Below are 20,964 nucleotides of genomic sequence, written 5' to 3'. Positions count from 1 at the left end.
CTTCAACCAGCCGACCTGGACGAACCTGGACCGCCGCTCCTTCTCCCTTCCATTTTAGAAAGATCAAGGTCTCCGGACGTTTCAGCCTGATTCTCGTCGCCGGTCGGCAGGATCGGATGCCGAATCGTAATTTTGGTTCCTTTGCCTTCTTTAGTTTCTATCTGAAGCTTGTATGCTTGGCCAAAATAGATTTTCAGTCTCTCGTTGACGTTGCGCAAGCCGACGCCGGAACGGCCTGCCGGTTGTCGATGGGCGCCCGTTTCGTTCAATCCCTTAATCACCTCTTCCGGAATTCCCTTGCCGTTGTCGGTAATATCGATGACCAAATCCCGCTCTTCCACGCGACCGGAGAGAATGACCTTGCCTTTCTCGAAGTTGCCCCGGATGCTGTGCTGGATCGCATTCTCGACCAAAGGCTGCAGCAGCAGCCGCATAAACGTCATATCCAACAGCTCTTCATCGAAAAAATACAGCACGCGCAGCGGCATGCCGATCCGGGCTTGCTCAATCTGCACGTAAGCCTTTACCTGTTCAATCTCGCGTCCTACGGTCGTAATGTCCTTGCCTTGGTTCAAACTGAGCCTCAGCAAGTTTCCCAGCGCGGATACCATTTCGCCGATATCGTTGCGTCCGTGGTTCTCTGCTTTCCAGCGGATCGACTCCAGCGTGTTGTATAGAAAATGCGGATTGATCTGATGGCTCAGCACCTGGAATTCCAGCTCCCGTTTCGTCCGCTCCGCAAGCGTCGATTGGGCGATGAGGTCCTCGATCTTCCGCACGATACTGTCAAAGCCACGGAAGAGCCATCCAATCTCGTCTTTGCGGTTCTGATGGGGAATCCACATGCGCATGTCCCCATCCTCCAGCTTGCGCATCAACTTGACCAACTGGAACACAGGCTGGGTAAAGTTCCGCGTAAGATAGATGACAACCCCAACGGTGCAAATCATGTAAGCGATCAGGAAAAAAATCAACAGATGCTGCATCGCTGCGAGCGGTTCGGACAAGGCTTGCATCGGCGTCAGGCTCAAGATGGTCCACGGCAGGCTGTCCATGCGGACAAAGGCGATTAAATTCTTCTCATTATAAATGGACAGTGTCTCCACGCCCTCCTTGGCGACATTCCGCATCTCGAGCAATTTCGCGGAAGGCAACAGCTCCCCAGTCCACTGGTTCCCTGCCGAGTCGTACACAATGCTGCCCGTCTCGTCCACGATCAGGAATTTTTGCCCCTGAAGGCGTTTGGTCGGCGAGAAAAACCGGCTGAAGTGGTTATCCGCCAGATCGGCCACCACCAGCCCGCGCGGCGTCCGGTTATGCAGGCTGGTGAACGTCTTGACATAGGACACCAGCGGACCGTTATTGGGTCCTCCATGTACGGACAAATGCCAGAATGGAAGCGTGCTGTTGGCCGCATCCCGGAACCAGTCCTCCTTACGCGTGGAAGACGTCACTTCCAGCGCCCTTAAGTAGGTGGGATATGCGTCGGCATTCAGCGGATAGACGCGCAGCTGCAGGGCGTCCATCTGTTTTTTCTTCTGATATACGATATTCAGGAGGTCCACCGAAGCGGATACCTCGTCTTGGCTGCTGGCCGGAGGTTGCTCCAGCAGGCTTTGCAGCTGCTTGTCGCCGATCAGCTCGTTCATCTGTTCGTTCAGCTTGTCCACGTACGCCTCGAGGTTGATCTTGGACTGCACCAGATAACTCATGGTAAACGTGGCGTTGGCCTGCTGGATCCCCTCCACCGACTTGGTATGGGCATAGGCAGAGAACAAGATGAACGGAACGATCGTGATGGCGAAAAAAATCAGGATGATCCGATTCCGTAAGGATGAGGAGAGCCGCAGTAAGGACTTAATCATCCAGAATTCCTCGCAGGCGGCGGAATTCCTTGGGCGTGACGCCTACTTGCTTTTTGAACAGCTTGGTAAAGTGGACCGGATCCTTGTAACCCACTTGATGGGAGACCTGATAAATTTTGAATTTCATGTCGCCCAGCATATCCTTGGCCTCAGCAATGCGCACATTCGTCAGTTCCTCGATGAATGTCCGGCCCTTTTCTTTCTTATAAAGCTTGCTGAGCCAGATCGGCGTCACGTGAACGGCATCGGCGACCAACTGGAGCGACAGGTTCTCGGCATAACGGGAGCGGATCATTTTTTCGGCTTCCTGCACGATCTGGCTGGACGAGCTCGCCATCTTGCGGAAATCCCCGGCCAGCGACAGAAGCAGGTTTTCCATCTGATCCTGAAGCGATTGCAGCGTGTCGTACTGCTCCAGCTGTTCCCACAGGCCAATCGGGTCTTGCTCCCATGTCCGGACGGGCCATCCTGCCGAAGCAGCCGCGCGGTAGATGCCCATGAGCCACTTGAAGAGCTGCTGCTGGATATCCTTGAGATTCGGAAGCTCCCATGATTTCACCATGTCCTCGAAGTCGTTCATGGACTCCCTCACGTCTTCGTCGGTGCCGTACTTCACCAGATCCAAAACCGTCGCGGGCTCACGGATCGTCAGCTTTCCGACCTCCGCCGCGCCATCGTCCACGCTGCCGACGAAGATCCGGTTACCACCGCAGACGACCTTTTGCTCGAGGGAATCGGCACACTCCGTGTAAAGCAGATGCAGCTTGCTCAGCTCTTTGGGAGCCGGGCTGATCCCGATGCTGGCCTTCACCTTCACGAATTGGTTGATTCGCTCCAGACAAGTTTCGGCGATCGCGTGATATCTTTCCGCCGCATCCGGATCGGGAGATCCAATCACGGCGATCCACCGCTCATGCGTATCCCGGAACAGGACCGAGGGCACGGAAATTTGTTCGGCCAAGGTATGGCTGACAACGTTGCCGATGCCGAACAGCACCAGCTCCTTTTCGTCCAGCAAGCCCGGCCGGGCTGGCAGCGCCTTGAGATCATCACCCTCGATCGCCATCATGAGCAGCGGCATCGCCTTCATCCAATCCAGCCTCAAAGACTGCAAACGGTAGAAGACACGGGTTTCACGGTAAGGATCATATTCGTTCTCCGCCAGCTCCCGCAGCAGTTCCTCCTGCAGCTTCGGTTCGGCAAACTGAACCTGGTAAGCCAGATGCTCATGGTTTTGCTGCTGCAGCCTTTCCCGCTCGATCATTTCAACCGCTTTACGCACAATGCGCTCCAGCTCTTCCATTTTGATCGGTTTGAGGATATAGTCCATCGCGCCGAGCTGGATAGCCTGTTTGACCAGGCTGAAATCGTCGTATCCGCTGATAAGCACCGCTTTCCAAAGGTAATTCGGTAAAGTATGCAGTTCCGACAGAAATTCGAGCCCCGACATCCGGTTCATTTTGATGTCCGTGACGATCAGATCGGGCTGATGCCGCCTGGCCGTTTGCAGGGCTTCATCGCCGTCCGCCGCCGCCAACACATCTGAGATTCCGTATTCATGCCAGGGAACGCGCCTTCGTAGTCCCTCGCGAATTTCATATTCGTCGTCAACGATTAATACACTGATCATGATGCAGCCTCCTCTTAGGATGGATCTCGATGCTGCGACGCCAAGAATTGATCGACCTGGCGCTGCACCTCCGATATGATGGTGTCCAGACTGTTCTTTCTTTGCTTCTCCCGGTAAGCCGACAGCGCTTGCGCGACATCCGGCTCCATGCCGAATTCGATCGACTTGCCGAAATCCTCATAGATTTGGTCCCTTTCTTCAAGTAGATCGCTGATCGGCTGATCGTTCAGGAGCAGCCCTTCCACCGGGGAATCCACGTTCACCGGCAGCTCCGCAAACCGGGCCTCCTCCTTCCAGAAATCTTCGGGATACGTCTCGGTAGGACGTAAAAATTGCGGCTTCCAAAAGACCCATTGCCCTCCCCAATCCATATAATTGCTCGTGGAAAATTTCAAATTATCCGGATACACGACCTTCCCTCCGTCCAGCTCATACGTTTTACCCTGGATTCCGTAAATGACTAGATCGAACAGCCTTTCGTCCGTCTCCAGCAGATCAAGAAACTGCAGCACCAGTTCAGGATGCTCGGAATTGCGGTTGATGGCGGCCACATTAGAGATCGAGCTTCGGTTGACGGTTTTTTTATCAGGATACAGGAGCGACATTTGCTGCCTGAAGCTTGTATCCGCAAAGCCCGGATCGGCCGCATACGCCCATTCATGCGAGGTAAGCGTGAAGAGCATTTTACCGTTTCGCCACTGATCGGCACCATCTTCGTAATCAATTTTCGAGTCAGGATTCAATATGCCATCCTTGTACCACGTTCGGCTCATGAAGGCAGCATCCGCGTAAAATGGCTGGTCTTCGATGGCCCGTACCTCATACTTGGGATCGTTCAGATAAAAGCCGAGCCCATAAAAGCCCAAATCCACCCACTCATCCCGGACCAAATAGAGCGAAAGCGACGGGATACGGCTCAGCTTATGGTTCGGATAAGCCTTTTTCAAGTCGTGTAGAAGCCGGTCGACATCTTCAACGGTCTGTACCGATTCGGGAGATCGGTATATGCCTGCCTTTTCGGCCAGGTCCGCCCTCCAACCGGCATACGGCCGCTGATTCATCTTGATCGTCCAAGGCAAACCGACGACATCCCCGCCGATGGTGGCGGAGAGCAGGCTGTGCTGTTGACGGTAACGCTCGTACAGATGAGGAGCGTATATCGGAAGCAGATCATTCAATCGCAAATAGGATCCCCGGGAAGCCATTTGCCTGAACGAGGATTCCGTATCGAAATTCAAGTCCCACCGGTCGCCGGCGGCTGCCATGACCAGAAGCTTCCCCGAATATTCCGGCCAAGGGATGAATTGAACAGAAAATTTGACGTCTAACCCTTTGGTTTTGACGTAATCGCTCACGGCCGTCCATACCTCGTCGGTCGCAGCCTTCTTCTCGCCGCCAAAATAAAATTTCAGCGTCGCCTCGGGTTCGGCGGACATGGCGGACTTTTCGGCGGGAAGCGTGTGACTCCCCATCCGGATTTCGCTGCCCGTCGTGCAGCCGGCCAGTCCGAATGCCAGCGTCAAGCTTAACAGGCGAATCGCGGCAAATCGCGGAAAACGGCAAAAGGACATGGCTGATCTTCCTTTCATGAAAATAAATGTAAACGTTTTCAAAAAAAGTGGCTTTGAATGAATATCACAGCTCTCTTCTCCGTTCTATAAAACATAATATAACCGAACCTCTGAGAATCGACAATGGGACGAAATTAAACGAACCCGTCATATTTTAGCCTTTTTCGCAAACGCCAAAAAGCTGCCCGGACTTTTGAATCCGTCCGGCAGCTTCCGGGCCCTATTGCTTCAGGGTCGCTCTGATCTCTATCGTTTTCTTGTTCCAAGCCTCTGTTTCCGGAATAATGTCATTGATATCCCGGTCTCCAAAGATAATGTCATTCAAAATATTATTGTAGTTATAGTCGTTCCAGCCCGGCACCGTTAAGCCGGATTGGATTCTGGCGTTCTTCTGGGCGATCTTGACGGCTTCGATGTTCTTTCCCTGCCAGATCGGCGCCTGATCGTAATAACTTGTCAGCTCCGGATCGACAACGGAAGCGTTGGCTCCCTGATCGATTTTCCACTTCTGGGCCTCCGGCGTGAACTGGAAGCTCAGCCACAGGAAAGCCTCCTCTTTATGCTTGGAACCTGACAAAAGCCCTAGCGGTCCGTAAATCGAGTAACCCGGCTGGCTGACTTTTCCTTTCGGGAACGGCAGGACATCCCAATCGAAAGTGGCCTTTTCCTTCAAGGTCGGCAGAACCCAGTCGCCGCCAATGGCGAAAGCCGTTTTCCCGTTGATGAAGTCTTTCGTCACGTTGCCGCCAGCTTCCGCAGCCGCGTAGCTCTGCATCGATCCGTCTTTCGTGACCAGCTCCTGGAACCACTTCACGTCATTCATGATGTCCGGCGTGCTGAGCAGGCTTTGGGTCAAGTCTTCATTCATGTATTGATGGTTCGCCGCATGGCCGTCTGCAATGGCTTTGGAGGACAGGAGGCGCATTTGGATTTCGGGCTGCGTCGTGATGCCGTATTCGCCGGCTCCCGGATCGCTCACCTGCTTGGCGACGCTGCGGAAATCGTCGTACGTCCAGTCGTTCGCCGGCATGTCCACGCCGTGTTTGGCGAGCAGATCCTTGTTCACCAGTACCCACATCGGCACATCGACCATCGGAACAGCCAGCTTCTTGTTGTTAAACGTCATGGTCTCGAAAAAGCCGTCGGGGAACTTGGCGTTCTTAAGAATGTCGCTTTTCTCGATGTAAGGCGTCAGGTCCTCGATCAAATTGTTCTGCTCGTACGTGATCAGATCGCTGTCGATCTCCGTCACGTCGGCAGGCGTGCCCGCCGCTTCCAGCGACGCGATGATTTCCATGATCGGCTGGGAATTGTTCACCGGTACCTGCTCAATGGTGATCCATGGATAACGCTTATGGAACAGTTCGTACAGCTCGTCATAGGTTCCATTCTTCCAGGAAATGAATTTCAGCGTCACCGGATCATGCTTTTCCTCTGCCGTCTGTTCACTCGGAGCAGGCGCAGGTTCATTGCCTGTTCCTGATGGTGAAGCGTCGTTATTTTTGCTGCTGCAACCCGCAAGGACAAAGGTCATGAGCATAACCATCGATAAAATGGATGAAGCGATTCGTTTTCTTTTCAAATTTCGTTCCTCCCCAATATGAATTCATCGAACGATTTCGATACCCCTTTATAGCGCTTCTTCGCGAGCCCTGCTTACTGGGCATCCCCCCTTTCACGTAGTCCTCACGCAACCGGGATCCCCCGGATTATTCCACGATCCCCGTGCGCTCGATGCCCGTAATGAACCAGCGCTGCAGGAACATGAAAATAACGAGCGGCGGAAGGATGATCAGGAACGCGGCAGCCATTTTGGTGCCCTCGGTCACCGGATTTGCGACCAGGCTTTTGCTTCCGAGCAACGATGGATTCAGGACGTCTTCCAGACGGTCGAGCCGGATGGAGAGCGGCGTAAAGCCTTTGGCAAGGAACATTGAAGGTTCGTAGTACATGTTCCAGTACCAGATGAACGAGAACAGAAAGACGACCAGACAGGCCGATTGTGCGAGTGGAAGCATAATCCGGAAGTAGAGCCGGACGGCAGATGCCCCATCCAGTTTAGCGGCCTCCTCCAGGCTTGGTGGCTGTGCTTTGAAGAATTGGCGGAAGATCAGAATGAACAGCGCCCCCTTCAGCCCTTGCCCGAATATCGCCGGCACGAGAAAAACGAAAAGCGTGTTGAGCAGTCCCATTTTGCTGAAGATCACGTACAGCGGAATAATGATCACCTGCGGCGGGATCAAAAACGTCAGCAGTACCAGTGCCGTGATCAGTCCCTTGAACGGGACAGCCAATCGCGCGAGCGCATAGCCGGTCATCGAGCATACCAGCACTTGAACGAGCGAGCAGCTCAAAGCAATGAGCGTCGTGTTCCGCAGCGCTTCCGGATACTGCAGCCCTTTGTACGCCTTGGTCAAATTCTCCCAGCTCACGACCCGGGGAATCCATTTCACGCTCGGATCGAGCAGATCGCTGACCGTTTTCAGCATCGTGCTGATCATGTACAGCAGCGGCTGCAGGTACAGATAAGCCACGATGGAAAGCAGCGCATAAATGACCATTTTCGCCAACAGACCATCCGACAGATTCCTGCCAAGCACGACCATCTTGTACTTTTGCGCCTTGCGGCTCCACAAAAGACCTGCAGCATAATTCCTCGCTCTGTGAACCCAAAGCTCAGGCTTCATGATTTCCCCCCCTTTAGCCGCATGCTGCGGCTGAATAATCCCAACACCAGGGCAAGCAGGACGAAAATGAAGCCGAAATAAATCCATGCGAGCGCACTGGCGTAGCCGTATCCGGTATCGACCTTGAACATGTTGTCCTTAATGTGCTTCAGGACCGGATTGAGCGGAAAAGTAAACAGATCGATAATGGTGTAGAGCACGTTCAGGCTGATAAACGGCACGCTGGCTGGTAACGTGATTTTCCAAAAACTCTCCCATGGGGAAGCGCCGTCGATCCGGACCGCTTCGTATACCGATGGGGATATGGTCTGAAAGCCCGCGATGAATATCAGGATCTGCACGCCAGAATACCAGAGAATGAGAACGACGCGGCCGAGCACTTCCATGACCGTTTTGGCCAGTTCGCCTCCGACGTACTGCCGGACAATCGGTTCCAGGTTGTACTGTTCCAGGAAGGGAACGTCGCCGGCGCCTTGCGTGAACAGCTCCGACAGCACCTGCCCCGTCGCGAAAATCACCGGCAGGAAGAACAGCGCCCGGTAAATGAACCGGCCGGGGAATCGCTGGTTCAGCAGCAAGGAGATCAGCAGGGCGAAAATAACGATCACCGGCACCATCAGGATCATTTCCTGGAAGTAGGTGATCAGCTCGATCGGAAACACATTGTCCTTGAGAAAAGCGTCGCGGTAATTTTGCAGCCCGAGCCAGGTATACTTGAATCCGCCGGGAACTACCGCGACTTTATGCAGGGACATGAACATCGACCATCCAATCGGAATCGCCACGAACACGCAGAATCCGATGATCCAGGGGAGCATGAACAACAGTCCTACGCCGTATCGCTTGAAATGGTAATGAACCGCTTTGTGTCTATGATCCGGCATGCTTCTCATTGCTCCGCCCCCTTCTCAATCGTAAAGTCTTTGGTTCCATAGTCCACGATGACCCTCGTGCCATCCTCATAGGTCGTCGCATACCTTTGATCGGACAATTTCTCATGGCCGGTAATCTTCTGCGCATACAGTTTGCTCAGCGAATCGAACTTGCCGTATTCTTCCGTGATCCGCCGCTCCCATTTATCAAAACGGCTGCTGTACAAAAAGTTGGACGGCGTATCCTTCAGCTTGCGCGAGTCGTCGTGCGTGACGAAGAATGACGGCAGCGCGCCGTATTCAATGGCCCGCAAAAATTCGGCATCCTCATCATCCCGCAGATTGCCGTCCCCGAACGTGTACGGCACGAAGCCGTGCAGCACCATCGGGTAAAAAGGAACCGTTTCGTCGATCATGAAATCGTAGCTCGATTCGGACGGCAGCCCGTCGATATAATCCGTTTGGCCAAGCACATAAGCATCCCCCTGATTGACGGAGGCGCTCCCCAATCCTTCCCGGGTATATTTCAGCAGCCCGTCATAGACGGTTTTTGCGTATTCCCGGGTCTGGATGCCCGTAGGTTCGTAATCGTTCAGCAGCATCTCGCCGATTCCGCTAAAATGGATGCCGGCCACACCGAGCTTCTTCAGCTTATCGACCGTTTCTGCTGCCGCTGCCGCTGTATAGGCGGGCTTGGCGATATACCAGCCTTCGTCGACATAAGCTGTGCCGTCGATCCCCCGAATCGCATCCGTTTTGCCGGAGAACGAAGAGTGGCTGTCGACCCAGAGAAAGTCTTCACTGAAGCTGACCGGGACGCCACGCTCTTTCATTTGATCCATAAACGTCTTCACGGCAGACTCGCCGCCAAGCGCAGGCTCGATGGGGAAACGCTTTTCCATGTTGTAGTCGCCTTCGTTTTCCCATCCGTAAAAAAGGGCTTTAATCGAAGCGATGCCTTTGCCTTGCAGGGCGCCGACGATTTCTCCCGCCTGCTCAAAAGTCGTGGCGGCCACGTATCGGATCCGGCCGTAGGCCTTTTCATAATTGCCGCCCATGATTTTCAAGTACAGCGGTACATGCTCCACCGGTTTTAACGCCTCCTGGAGACGTCCGGTCTCCTGCAAATAGCTCCGATAGGCGCCAGCCATCCCAACATAGTTTGCATCGGAACCGCTCAGGAACCGGTACTCTAACTCCCGGTCCAGATTCAGCCGTTCCTTCTGAACGGCTTTGCTCGGCGAGGCCAGTTTACTCATCCGGTAGAGATATTCTTCGCGATAGATTTGGCTGGAAAAGACGTTGTAGAAAGAGGATTTGAGTCCCGGCGCCATGGCAGACACATTGGCCGAATCTTCGCCCTTGGTCATGACGGCCAGAAAGGCATGATCGCCTTTCTTCAGTCCAAACACGGGGTAAGCGATATCTTCTCTTCTCTCTCCGGTTCGTGTCCAATTCTCCTCGTTCGTCACCTCTTGGCCGTATACCTGATGCGAATAACCTCTCGAGAGGCTGGCATGCTCTTGATCGAAACGAATCAGTCCTCCCGGTCCGTCGGGCACGAATACATATCCGTCCCCCTTGGCCGGCGCAGCCCCGAAATAAGGCAATACATCCAGCGTGAACATGGCGAATGGGCCCTCCTCCCGGATGCCGGCCGCAGGCACCTTGACCTTGAGACCCTTCTCCGTCAGCTCATACTGCATCACGAACTTCAGTTGCTTGGCCGGGAAAGCATATTCGATTTGCAAGCCGTCCGGATGGCGGATCATGGCCGTTTGCATGCCGGCCGTCTGATTGTTAAGCGTTTCCCGTACCGTTTGATCGGCACCCTGCGTCCGGACATGGGTCAGAATGAAAGGCGACTGCAGGTTGGCCATCAGCTGCCCTTTGACCGTTTCGGCGGCAAGCTCCTCTTTGGCGGGATTGCTGGTCCAGCGGTAGCCGGATGCCTTATCCAGCACGGCGAATTGAGTCGTATCAGGCCGGATATAAAGCGCGTAACGGTCGTTCTCCAGTGCGAGCGCATAACCGTCGGCACCCGCTGTGGGCTTCCAGGCATTGCCTTCGTAAAGTGCGTCCGGAGCGGGAAGGGTCGCGACGATGCCCGTTTGGGAAAATCGTTCGCTTGTCGTACGCTCCCAGGGCTTCGTCACCAACAGCAGAAGTAAGATCGCAACGGCCAGCACGACGGCGGCTGTCCATATCATTTGGCGGAATCTTCGTTTGGCAGCGTTAATGGATGTTCACCTCTTTGTAAAGCTCGTAGAAAAAGTCGTACAGGTTATAAGACAATCCGAACACGATAAACCCGAACAACCAGATCGTCAAAATCGTAAATACCGAAATAGCCGAGTTTTTAAGTGTCTCCAGAAATTCGAAATTGTGAATCACCTGCGTCATGACGATAAACATCGCGAGCAGCCATACCGTCATGACAACGTTTAAGGCATGAATGATCACCGCTTCGTCCAGAGATGCGATGTTGGATAACAGGATCGTCGGCACGGAGAAGAACACGTAGGGCGACAGCGCGTATACGCTGCCCTGTATGACTTCCCGGAATCGGCCCTCCCCGTCTTTAATGCTGCAGACGAGATAGTTGGCGATGATCCAGGTCACCCATGGCAGGGCAAACAAGGCAAGTTCCTTAACCAGGTTCACTTCCGAAAGATCAACCGGATGGAACAAAAATCCCGTGAGATACACCCGGCACAGCTTGATCCCGATCACGAGGCACAGCAGGAATAATGTAATCCAGGCCGGAATCCTGGCTTCTTTGATTTTGTAGAACCCTTCATAAGGGTGGATCAGTACGTATCCCAAATTTCGGATGTACGCCAGCGGATCTTTCCAGGAGACCGGAAACGGGTGCCTGACCAAGTAAGCGCGGACCGCGCGGCGGCCAAAATAGACGGCGAGCAGCAACGCGATCAAGCTGGTTACCAAGGCGACGAAATGGCGCTGAAGCCAATCCATCCGGATCTGCCAAAAAGCCTTGGAATAGCCATCGGTATCGAACGCGGCTTTCATATAGCTCAAAGCTTCGTCATTGCGGTCCTCGTGCAAGTACACCTTGCCCAAGCCTTGAAAGGTCCCGTTGTACATGTCGTTGCGGGCATAGACCGCCTCCCAGTAGGGCTTACTCTCCTCGTATTTCCCGTCGGCGTACAGCCCAAGCGCTTGCAGGACGCTGCTGCCGAATGCGGTGCGGACATATTTGTGAACCGTATTGGTAGCGCTGTCGGATATCCAGATCGCGTGCTGCGAATCGATGCCGATGCCCGTCGGAAAACCGAGCACGCCGTACTGCTGCGTTTCCTTATCCACGTCGCCGAATTCGAACATGGCCTGCCCGCTGCGGTCATAGATGTTGATCCGCATGGAGTCCAGATCGACGTTGTACAGGAAGCCTTCCGGGTCGATGGCCACGTCGACGATGCCGTGTCCGTTTTCCAGCGTTTTGTTCTTGAAGCCGTCCACACCGCCGGCGTTCAGCTTGCGGATGGCCCCCTTCCCTTCCCCGCCGGCCGTTGCGGTATACAAAAATCCGTCCCGGTCGAGGGCTACGTTGGTGATCGGTTTCGGCAGTGCGCCCTTTTCCTTGGACATCTGCTCTTTGTTCAGCACCAGCTTCTTGAGCCAGTTCAGCATGGACTGATCCGCCTTGTTGGCGCCGAAATATCCCATGAATTCACCTTTCGGATTCAAGCGGAGCAGCCCCTGATAGGAAGAATTCAGCTCGATGTACATCACGCCGCGCCGATCGACGACGAGCTTGACGGGAACGAAATGCTCAGAGCCGAGCAGCGGGGTGTCCGGTTTTTGGTATTCCCTCCGGAAACGCCCGTTTTCGTCGAACACCGCGATCCGCTGATTGCCTGAATCCGCGACATACACCTCGTTGCCCGGGGTGACGAATACCCCTTCCGGTCCGGAGAGCTTGCCGGAGCCTTCCGCGTCGCCAATGATTCGAAGCAGCTTCCCGTAGCGGCTGAGCACCGCAATGCGATCCTTTTTCTTGTCGGCGACGTAGACGCGGTCATCGTCAGCGACATGGAGATCGGCCGGTTCCCCGAAATCGGCCGAGAAGGCCCCGGCAGGACTATAAATCGGCTGGATGCGGAACCAGGACAATTGGTTCGGGTCGTAGTAAGCGGTCATATAGGGAAGTTTGGCCATGGCCGTACCCGGCAAGGCCGTCAAAACGGCCATAAAGACTAATAGTAACGAAAACCATTTTTTCATCGTTCCGACTTCCTTTGCTGTGGCATTACTTGATACCGGAATGGACCATCGTCTCTAGTACCCTGCGCTGAAAGAGCAGGAAGATGATCAGATTCGGAATAAAAATAAGCAGCCCGGCCGCCGCCGCCATGTTCTGGCCCGCCACGTTGTTCTGTAGTCCGCTGAGCAGGCTGTTGACGTAAAAAGCGAGCGTCCGCATCGTCTCCTTTTGCATGAATAAAGTCGATGTCTCCACATCCCCCCACACGCCCTGGAACGTCAGGATCGAGATCGTCGCGATCGCCGGCACGGACAACGGCAGGATCATCCGGACGAATATGCCGAAATGGCCCGCGCCGTCGATCCGTGCAGCTTCCATCAGATCCCTGGGAATTTGCGAGATGAAGCCGACAAGCATGAACACTGCGACGGGCGATGCCAGCGATGGCAGAATATGCCCGAGGTATGTATTGTTCAGCCCGATCCCGTTGATGACCAAATATCTAGGAATCGACACCGTCTCCGGCGCGAACATCAAGGAGAGGGTAATCAGCGACATGATGAGCTGCTTGAAATGGAATTCGTATTTGGCCAGAACATAGGCCGCCATCGTACTAACCACCACGACGCTGATCAGAGTCAAGGACACCACGATCAGACTGTTGAATAAATACCGCGTGAACGGCACGGTCGCATTGGACGCATGCAGAAAGAGCGTTTCGAAGTTGTGCAAGGTCGGATGCCGGACGAAAAATCGCGGCGGAAACAGAAACAGCTCATTTTGCGGCTTGAACGCATGGTTGAAGATAAAAACGATCGGCAGCGACATGAACAGAGCCAATCCGGTAAAGAGCGTGATCAAAACGACCTGAAACGGCGAGACTGCGCGGAGTCTGCGCAACATGAGCATCATCGGCTACAGTTCCTCCTTCGAATTGAACATCCGGTATGCAAAGCGCATGACGAAATAGCTGAGAAGCAGCAGGATGACCGAGACGGCGGAAGCATAGCCAAGCTCGAACCGGATGAACGCGTAATCGTCGACATGGTTGATGATGAGGTGTCCCGCATAACGCGGCGTGATTGCCTGGCCGGTCAGCTGCGTCGAAATGCTTCCCGCCTTCAGCGTGGATACGATCGTCATGACCGCACTGAACAGCATTTGCGGTTTCATCGACGGCACGGTGATGTAAAACACCTCCTGCAGGCGGTTCGAAATGCCGTCGATCCGTCCCGCCTCGTAAAGCTCCCGGTTGACGGTCTGCAGACCGGCCAGCATCGCCAGAAATCCCACGCTGAAACTCATCCATAAAGATACAAGAATCATGATTTTCAGCAGATACTTCGGATCCTGCAGCCACGTCACCTGAGAGTCGATCCATCCCATATTCAGCAAGAAATGATTCAAATAGCCGACCCGGTCGCCGCTGAAGGCGGCAATCCATACGACCGACAGCGCCACGCCGCCCGCCATGGACGGAGCATAGAACACCAGCGTGTAATAATCACGCACCTTCATCGGAAGCTGATGGATCAGCCAAGCGAAGAGAAAAGACAGCAGATAACCGCCGGGACCGACGATCAGTGCAAACACGAACGTGTTTGGGAGCGCTTTGGTCAAGAAGACGATGTCCTGCGTAAACAGTGAGATAAAATTATCGAAACCGATGAAATGCAGCTTGCTGAATCCGTCGTAAGACGTAAAGCTGAGCGTTGCGGCCATCACGACCGGAATGACGATAAAGACAAGAAAGCAGATCAGAAACGGCGCAAGAAATGCGTAACAAAAAGCGTCTTTCTTCAAATCCAGCAAAAAGCGTTTGAGCTTGATGGTCGCCGGAGACGGCGTTTTGACAGTGCGTGCAGCGTGCGTAACCTCTGTTTTCACGGCTTGGCTTCCTCCCAGTTATAAGGTTCGGTTATCTGCGGCACGTACAGATTCGTTCCTGCGATGCCGAAATTCCGCTGCCTCCGATCCATCTCCCGCTGTAGCGACAGATTAGCCTCCTCCAGCGACTCGCTTCCCGGCACCCCGTCAAATACCGTCTTGTTCCAGGCAAAATCCATTTCCCGTGCTAAGAAGTAATATCCGGGGACGTTGGGCAGATTCGCCGTCCAGCGCGCCTGTTCCCGGATCGCTTTCAGGTCGCCCGGCGACCAGCTCAGCGATTTCATCGCCTCGACATTGGCCGTGTTCCAGCGGTATTCGATACCGTAGTACGATTCCATGTCTTCGGCGTATCGGGATTGGACATCCGCGGAAGTCCACCACTTCAGAAATTCCCAGGCCGCATCTTTTTTGTCGCTCTTCTTCATGATCATGGCCGTCGACAGCCCCTGCGGCGACCAGCGGGCCACGGTACCGTCCGGCTGCTTGATCCCCGGGAGAGGTGCGACTTTCCAGTGGCCGGTAATCTCGGGAGCGGCAACCTGCAGCTGCACGTACGTATTAAAGTCGGCAATCCCGATCGGAATGTCCCCGTCGCGGAAATGCTGGAAGAAGGCCGGGATGTCGATCGGCAGATTGTATTTGGTGAACAGCTCCGTCCACTCCTTGAATGCCGTTTGTCCCGAATCGCTAAAAAGGCTCGCTTTCATCCCGTCGGGCGTATACGGCGATGCGCCGTTCTCCTGAAAGAGCGTGGCGAAATCGGCTTTTGGAACATTCATCGTCATGCCGTTTTCCTGCAGCGTCGGCAAGATGTCAAACACGTCGTCCCAGGTGTCGGGCGCCTTGAGGCCCAGATTCTCGAGAATATCCGAACGGTAAAAGAGCAGCTGGAAGTTCTGTACCTCCGGCAAGCCGTACGTGCCGCCATTGTAGGACAACGCTCTCGCCGCGCCAGGGATAAACCGCTTCATAACGTCGTCATATCCCGGATATGCGGACAAGTCTTGGACAGCGCCCCTCATCGCGTAATCGGCCGGTGTCGCCTCCGCCAATCCGAGTGCGACGTCGGGCACGTCGCCGGCAGCGTTGCCCAGAATCAGCATATTGGGATTCGGCATCAGATTAATGTTGACTTCGATTCCCGTCTTAGGCGTAAAATCCTGGCTCACCAGTTCCCGCAGTTGATCGACGTAATCACGGCCGCGGCCGACCCATATATCCAGCGCTCCGTCCTTTTTCTGTCCGTCCAGATCGTAGTCCATCGTAAAAGAACGGGCAAAATCGGCGATCGAATACGGGATGCGGGACAGCGCCGTCGGCTCTTTGAGTCCCGTCTGGGTCTCCGGCGTACGCACCACGAAATAATCGAGCATCATCGGCTGCTGGGTTAACGTGGACATCCATGTCCCGATGTTCGCCTGGATCGTGGAGAAGTCATTCACTTTGTTCGGTATGTTGTTGACGTCTTCCAGCATGTTTTCCAGCATGCTTACCGCTGAAGCAATCGCCTGCGAGAGGTCGGAGTTCCCCTCATTCACGCGGTTAATGTAGTCGCGGATCAGCTTCAAGCGATCGATCATGGATTGAAGCGTCTTGCCCGCATTGGGATCGTATTTGCTCATATCCCAGGTCCGGCTGGCATCCATGTTGGCATCCGAGGCATTTTTGCTGTAATTGCCGGTAATAAGCCGGATGTGGCGGTCGAAGTCCGAGATTTGCGCGAGTGTGTCTTTTAGCGAAATCAGGATGGGCTGCATCACAGAAGCATCGGCGGTCATTCGCATCGTATGGGACCCTTTGCGCAGATAAAATTCATAAGGCTTGCCTTCCGCGTCCGAGATCGCCGTGATCTCGAATTCCTTGTGATATGCGAGGCCGTAATGCAGCATTTCCTTGAACGGAACGTTTCCATCGATTTCGATCGTTCGATAGGCTTTGAATCCCGATCTGTAGTTTTGGAAATTTTTCAGGTCGATGGCGTACCAGCCGTCGGCCGGCACCTCAAAACTCCACTCCACCCATTCGCCCGGCTGCTTCCAGCGGTTGCCTCCGAGCACGTTATAGGTGATGCGGCCTTTGGGGTCCGGTGATATGTACGGCTCGGACCAGCGGTCTGTCTGGATGGACAGGCTCGATTTGCGATCAAACTGCTCGGCCTCCCTCTGTTCAAACCAGCTCTCCTGGGCTTTCTTGGCGGGCTGCTGCTTCGCGTATTCCTGGTAGGTCGAAATCGGCTGTTGGGTCCGAAAGTACATTTGCCGAATTGCGACCGATCCTCTCTCTCCGTTCAGCCTGAGCGTGTGCTGTCCTTGTTCAAGCCGGTACAGAAGCGGGCGGGATGAAGCGGAATAGTCGCTTGCCGCCTTATCCGTCCATTCGGACAGCTCCGTCTGCTGCGGACGTACCTGCATGCCGATTTCGTTGCGTTCATAAGGATACTTCGCATCCTTCCACATCCGTTCCAGCTCGATGCGCTCGGATTCCGCGAAGGGATACATTCCGTCGATCATGACTCCGCGTATGACGGAGCTGCTGCTGCCGGGCAGCGCTTTATAATCCAGGTGGAGCTCATACCAGCCGGACTGCGGGACGGCAAAGGTCCATTCCACCCAGCCGGATTCGTTGCCCCAACTCAGCATGCCGCGACCGCTGTCAGCATCCTTTGCGAGATCTGCATCGGTGGATGCCGCATCGTATTTCACCGGATCGATCGGAATGCTCGTTTCCTTTGCGGCGTCCAGGTTTCCTTCCTGTCCCTTGGTAGACTTGGCGTATGGAGGAACCTTTTCCGGGTTTGCCATGTTAAGCAGTTGGTCTGCGGTAACGCTGCTCGAGTAGACGATGGGATCCTCGGCCGTCAGCCAACGAAACGCCCCGAAGAGCAAAGCCGCGACGATCAGCAGGCGGAGGGAAATGCGCATAAAGCGGGGAAGATGCTTTTTATTCATGCTTCATCGCTCCCTATCAATTCCTCCGTGCTCTCATCGAAAAAATGGATTTTGTTCATCATGAAAGCCACGGAAACCACGTCTCCCGTCGCATAGATCTGTTCCGGATTCGTACGCGCAATGAGCAAGTAGGAACCAAGTTGCACGTAGACGTAGGAGTCGGCACCGGTTGCTTCCGTCATGTGAACAAGTCCGGTAACGGTATTGACCTCATCCGAGCTCCCTGGCTTCAGGATCACATGTTCAGGCCGCACCCCCAGAATGACGCTGCGGACCGTTTTCCGGGCCTGCTCGAATCTGCGGCCGAAAGCCTCAGGCAGGAGCAGTTTCATGCGTTTGTTGGAAAAATAATATTCCTCTTCGTTTTTCTCGATCGTACCGTTCAAAAAGTTCATTTGCGGAGAACCGATGAATCCGGCGACGAAAACATTGGCAGGCTCGTCATACAGTTTTCGCGGCTCGGCCACCTGCTGAATGACTCCGTCCTTCATCACCACAATGCGGGTACCCATCGTCATCGCTTCCACCTGATCATGGGTGACGTATACCGTCGTCCGCTTCAAATCGCTCTGCATCTTGATCAGCTCGGCCCGGGTCTGGGCACGCAGCTTGGCATCCAGATTGGATAACGGTTCGTCCATCAGGAACACCTGGGGCTCGCGGGCAATCGCTCTGCCGAGAGCAACCCGCTGCTTCTGGCCCCCGGACAATTGGCTGGGCTTGCGCTCCAGCAAATGCGAGATTTCGAGAATCGAGGCTACCCGCTTCACGCGCGATTCGATTTCATGCTTGGCCGTCTTGCGGAGCTTGAGGCCGAGCGCGATATTTTCGAAAACGGAGAGATTGGGATAAAGAGCATAATTCTGAAAAACCATGGCGATGTCCCGATCCTTCGGGGAGACGTAGTTAATGAATCGCCCGTCCAGATACAGCTCGCCGCTGCTAATCTCCTCCAGCCCCGCGAGCATGCGCAGCGTCGTCGATTTGCCGCATCCGGAAGGACCGACCAGGACAAGAAACTCCCCTTCTTCTATGGTTAAATGAAAATCGTTGACCGCCGGGCGAGATTCGCCTTTGTACCGTTTAAACACATGATTAAAAGAGATGCTTCCCACCTGTTTTTCACCTCGCGCTATGCTAACTGTTCTTTCACATCTATAATGGTAGCGCATTCACGACAAGGCCAAAATGAGGCTGTATTAATCTTTGCAGTTCATTTTTAGCGTGTCACGATCCCGCATGCCTGCCTCATGACTCCGGAAAGCGACGGGCAGTGTTGAGCAGCATGTAACGACGCAAAAAAAGCCTGTGCAGCGGATCGCTTCAGCGATTTTGCACAGGCTTTTTGGATGCGTTCTAATGATTAACGATGGCTTGTCGGATGTTCGGCCGTGAGTGGGATTTGGCCTTTAAACAACCGGTTGATGTCGCCGGCAAGCCGCAGGTAAAAGTCCGACGAGACCGAGACTCCGTCCGCGTCCAGTGTGAGGAAATACTGATTCGTCGGAATCATGGAGCTGTTCTCTGCCATTTTGGCGATGGCTGTGCCTTCATCATACTCGTCGAACATCGCGATGTATCCCGTCTGAATCCCGGTGCTCTTGATGTTATAAGCCTGCCTCCACATGAAATCGCCGTGCAGGCGGGGGTTTTCGTTCCGCGGTCCGCCGGTCATGTTCGACCAGGCCGATCCGGGCCAAATGACCGGCTGATACGCGATGCCGTTTTGCTGGGTAAAGGCGAAATCCGGCTCCAGCGTATTTTTCTTGAAATTGTCTGCGCTCTGAAGCGTGCCGAACCGTGCGACCGACCAAGGGGAGATCATGTCGAGCGATTTGTAGACATTCATGAAATCCGGTTTAGAATCATTGTTTCCGGTTCTCCAATAAGTTGGGACGCCTCCGATCACGTACACGCCCTGATTTTTGAACCATTGGATCAGCTCGGCGGATTCCGCAGCTGTACCCGGACGGTCCGTAAAACCGATCCCCCAAATGCAGACCGCTATTTTTCCATTCTGTTTGGCATAGGCCGGGGAAGAGGTCAGGTGCATGGCGTTGACCACATTCGACGACCAGTCATGTTTGACGGCGTTGACCCAGTTTCCCGCATTCATCCCCGTGATGTCATACATCACGTAAAACTTGCGATTGTATGCCTCGGCTGCGTTTTTGGCTTTGACGGCGACGCTGTCCCGGTTGGTCTTCCAGCCGTTCGGCGCATCGCTTTCGTCAGCCCCGAACCGCTGCAATGCCGCGCCGTCGATGTTATAGGTTTTCATCCATTCAAAATGCTTGTTCACCGTTTCCTGATCGTACGAGGAAAACAGCTTGGCCGGGCTGCCGTTGCCTAAGTTGGCCAGATCCGTCTGATAAAGCTTCGAATATTCGCGCGTATCCGGATAAAGCTCGAAATTCACGTTTCCGCTCGCGGACGGAGCGTTGCTGTTCTTGGACCAATGCACCCACCCCCCGTTCGGGGAACCGTCTCCCGCAGCATTGAACCAGCCTTGGTAGCCGGCAAAGAGATGGCCCACGACGTCTCCGTCACCGGATGAACCCGCATTGAACTTAAACCACAGCACGTTAAACAGGTTGCCCGTTCCGCCGGTAAATTTCAAATACAGCGTGTGCACCCCGCTCGCTGAGCTTACAGATGCCGACCGGGTCACCCAGGACTGCCAGCCGCCCGTGCCCGGTACCGTAACCGTGCTGATCAGCGTTCCGGTCAGGCTGTCCAGGCGCGCCTCGATCTGCCCTCCGTTGTTATTGCTGGCCACTCTCACATCGATGGAGGAAGCGCCGCTTCCGAAATCCACGTTCGAAAATGCGATATAATCGCCGTTATCGATGAAGGCGACATTCTGTCCGCCTTCAGTGGAGTTCTCCAATTGAATGCCGGATTGCGAGCTGAAGCTTGAAGCCGGCGTTTGACCGAAAGCCGAAGCCGCATGGACCGCGCCGGGGAATAACGACAGCAGCATGATCAGCAGTATCACCGCGGACAGAGCCTGGGCGAGATGTTTTCGGACTGGCGAAATGGACATGTTATTTTCCTCCTTATACTGTTAAGCCGTTGGATGCGCGCCTCTTGCGCGTGTTCGTTTTCATGCTGACTTGGCGGCCCCGGTTTCCACATCTGGATTTGGACTGCCGGAGCGATTCAAGAATGCGTCCCTCCCTTCATTTGAATTTATCTCTTGTCTCTCTCCACTCTCCTAGCATACGTTTGGCGGGCGTTCGCCTACCATGAGGCGATGTTAAACTATGCAGG

General features: G+C 54.4%; 13 protein-coding genes. All 13 read right to left on the bottom strand.

The genetic code is table 11. From position 1 onward, the window contains the following. Positions 1-2: 2 nt before the first annotated feature. A complete protein-coding gene (locus GRF59_RS00620) occupies positions 3-1,865 on the bottom strand; it encodes a cache domain-containing sensor histidine kinase (protein WP_160495751.1) in 1,863 nt (620 codons plus the stop codon). Continuing rightward, positions 1,858-3,495: a response regulator transcription factor gene (locus tag GRF59_RS00615; RefSeq protein ID WP_160495750.1), complete on the bottom strand. Its 1,638-nt coding sequence runs from the start codon at positions 3,493-3,495 to the stop codon at positions 1,858-1,860. Before GRF59_RS00615 ends, GRF59_RS00620 begins: the two co-directional genes overlap by 8 nt. Positions 3,496-3,509: 14 nt before the next feature. Continuing rightward, positions 3,510-5,084 carry an extracellular solute-binding protein gene (locus tag GRF59_RS00610; protein ID WP_237391569.1) on the bottom strand — a complete coding sequence of 525 codons (1,575 nt, stop codon included), beginning with the start codon at positions 5,082-5,084 and terminating at the stop codon, positions 3,510-3,512. Between the two features lie 202 nt (positions 5,085-5,286). Next, positions 5,287-6,648, bottom strand: coding sequence for an ABC transporter substrate-binding protein (locus GRF59_RS00605; protein WP_160495748.1), 1,362 nt, complete (start codon positions 6,646-6,648; stop codon positions 5,287-5,289). Positions 6,649-6,775: 127 nt separating this feature from the next. Next, positions 6,776-7,753, bottom strand: coding sequence for a carbohydrate ABC transporter permease (locus GRF59_RS00600; protein WP_160495747.1), 978 nt, complete (start codon positions 7,751-7,753; stop codon positions 6,776-6,778). Next, positions 7,750-8,646, bottom strand: a complete 897-nt coding sequence (locus GRF59_RS00595; RefSeq protein WP_160495746.1) for an ABC transporter permease subunit — start codon at positions 8,644-8,646, stop codon at positions 7,750-7,752. The genes GRF59_RS00600 and GRF59_RS00595 overlap by 4 nt, the downstream gene beginning before the upstream one ends. After that, positions 8,643-10,835 (bottom strand): DUF5696 domain-containing protein, encoded by a 2,193-nt coding sequence (locus GRF59_RS00590; protein WP_160495745.1) that lies wholly within the window; start codon positions 10,833-10,835, stop codon positions 8,643-8,645. The genes GRF59_RS00595 and GRF59_RS00590 overlap by 4 nt, the downstream gene beginning before the upstream one ends. 25 nt (positions 10,836-10,860) lie before the next feature. Further along, complete coding sequence (locus tag GRF59_RS00585) at positions 10,861-12,873, bottom strand: YIP1 family protein (protein ID WP_160495744.1); 2,013 nt, start codon at positions 12,871-12,873, stop codon at positions 10,861-10,863. Between the two features lie 25 nt (positions 12,874-12,898). Then, positions 12,899-13,765 (bottom strand): carbohydrate ABC transporter permease, encoded by an 867-nt coding sequence (locus tag GRF59_RS00580; RefSeq protein ID WP_237391568.1) that lies wholly within the window; start codon positions 13,763-13,765, stop codon positions 12,899-12,901. 3 nt (positions 13,766-13,768) lie between these two features. Next, positions 13,769-14,740, bottom strand: coding sequence for a carbohydrate ABC transporter permease (locus GRF59_RS00575; protein ID WP_341479982.1), 972 nt, complete (start codon positions 14,738-14,740; stop codon positions 13,769-13,771). After that, a complete protein-coding gene (locus tag GRF59_RS00570) occupies positions 14,737-17,691 on the bottom strand; it encodes an extracellular solute-binding protein (RefSeq protein ID WP_160495743.1) in 2,955 nt (984 codons plus the stop codon). Before GRF59_RS00570 ends, GRF59_RS00575 begins: the two co-directional genes overlap by 4 nt. Further along, a complete protein-coding gene (locus GRF59_RS00565) occupies positions 17,688-18,806 on the bottom strand; it encodes an ABC transporter ATP-binding protein (protein ID WP_341479981.1) in 1,119 nt (372 codons plus the stop codon). Before GRF59_RS00565 ends, GRF59_RS00570 begins: the two co-directional genes overlap by 4 nt. 248 nt (positions 18,807-19,054) lie before the next feature. After that, the gene (locus GRF59_RS00560) at positions 19,055-20,737 is read right to left on the bottom strand and encodes a carbohydrate-binding protein (RefSeq protein WP_160495741.1); all 1,683 of its coding nucleotides are present in this window, start codon (positions 20,735-20,737) and stop codon (positions 19,055-19,057) included. Positions 20,738-20,964 lie beyond the last annotated feature (227 nt).

It is taken from the genome of Paenibacillus dendrobii (genome assembly GCF_009807035.1).
Lineage (GTDB): Bacteria > Bacillota > Bacilli > Paenibacillales > Paenibacillaceae > Paenibacillus_AQ > Paenibacillus_AQ dendrobii.
Note: the sequence above shows the minus strand (reverse complement) of the source record. Positions and strands in the feature narration are given on the sequence as shown.

Excerpts from the sequence above, each read along its gene's own strand:
- GRF59_RS00620 (WP_160495751.1), bottom strand. The coding sequence starts at position 1,865 with ATGATTAAGTCCTTACTGCGGCTCTCCTCATCCTTACGGAATCGGATC.
- GRF59_RS00615 (WP_160495750.1), bottom strand. The coding sequence starts at position 3,495 with ATGATCAGTGTATTAATCGTTGACGACGAATATGAAATTCGCGAGGGA.
- GRF59_RS00610 (WP_237391569.1), bottom strand. The coding sequence starts at position 5,084 with ATGAAAGGAAGATCAGCCATGTCCTTTTGCCGTTTTCCGCGATTTGCC.
- GRF59_RS00600 (WP_160495747.1), bottom strand. The coding sequence starts at position 7,753 with ATGAAGCCTGAGCTTTGGGTTCACAGAGCGAGGAATTATGCTGCAGGT.
- GRF59_RS00595 (WP_160495746.1), bottom strand. The coding sequence starts at position 8,646 with ATGAGAAGCATGCCGGATCATAGACACAAAGCGGTTCATTACCATTTC.
- GRF59_RS00590 (WP_160495745.1), bottom strand. The coding sequence starts at position 10,835 with ATGATATGGACAGCCGCCGTCGTGCTGGCCGTTGCGATCTTACTTCTG.
- GRF59_RS00585 (WP_160495744.1), bottom strand. The coding sequence starts at position 12,873 with ATGAAAAAATGGTTTTCGTTACTATTAGTCTTTATGGCCGTTTTGACG.
- GRF59_RS00580 (WP_237391568.1), bottom strand. The coding sequence starts at position 13,765 with ATGATGCTCATGTTGCGCAGACTCCGCGCAGTCTCGCCGTTTCAGGTC.
- GRF59_RS00570 (WP_160495743.1), bottom strand. The coding sequence starts at position 17,691 with ATGAATAAAAAGCATCTTCCCCGCTTTATGCGCATTTCCCTCCGCCTG.
- GRF59_RS00560 (WP_160495741.1), bottom strand. The coding sequence starts at position 20,737 with ATGTCCATTTCGCCAGTCCGAAAACATCTCGCCCAGGCTCTGTCCGCG.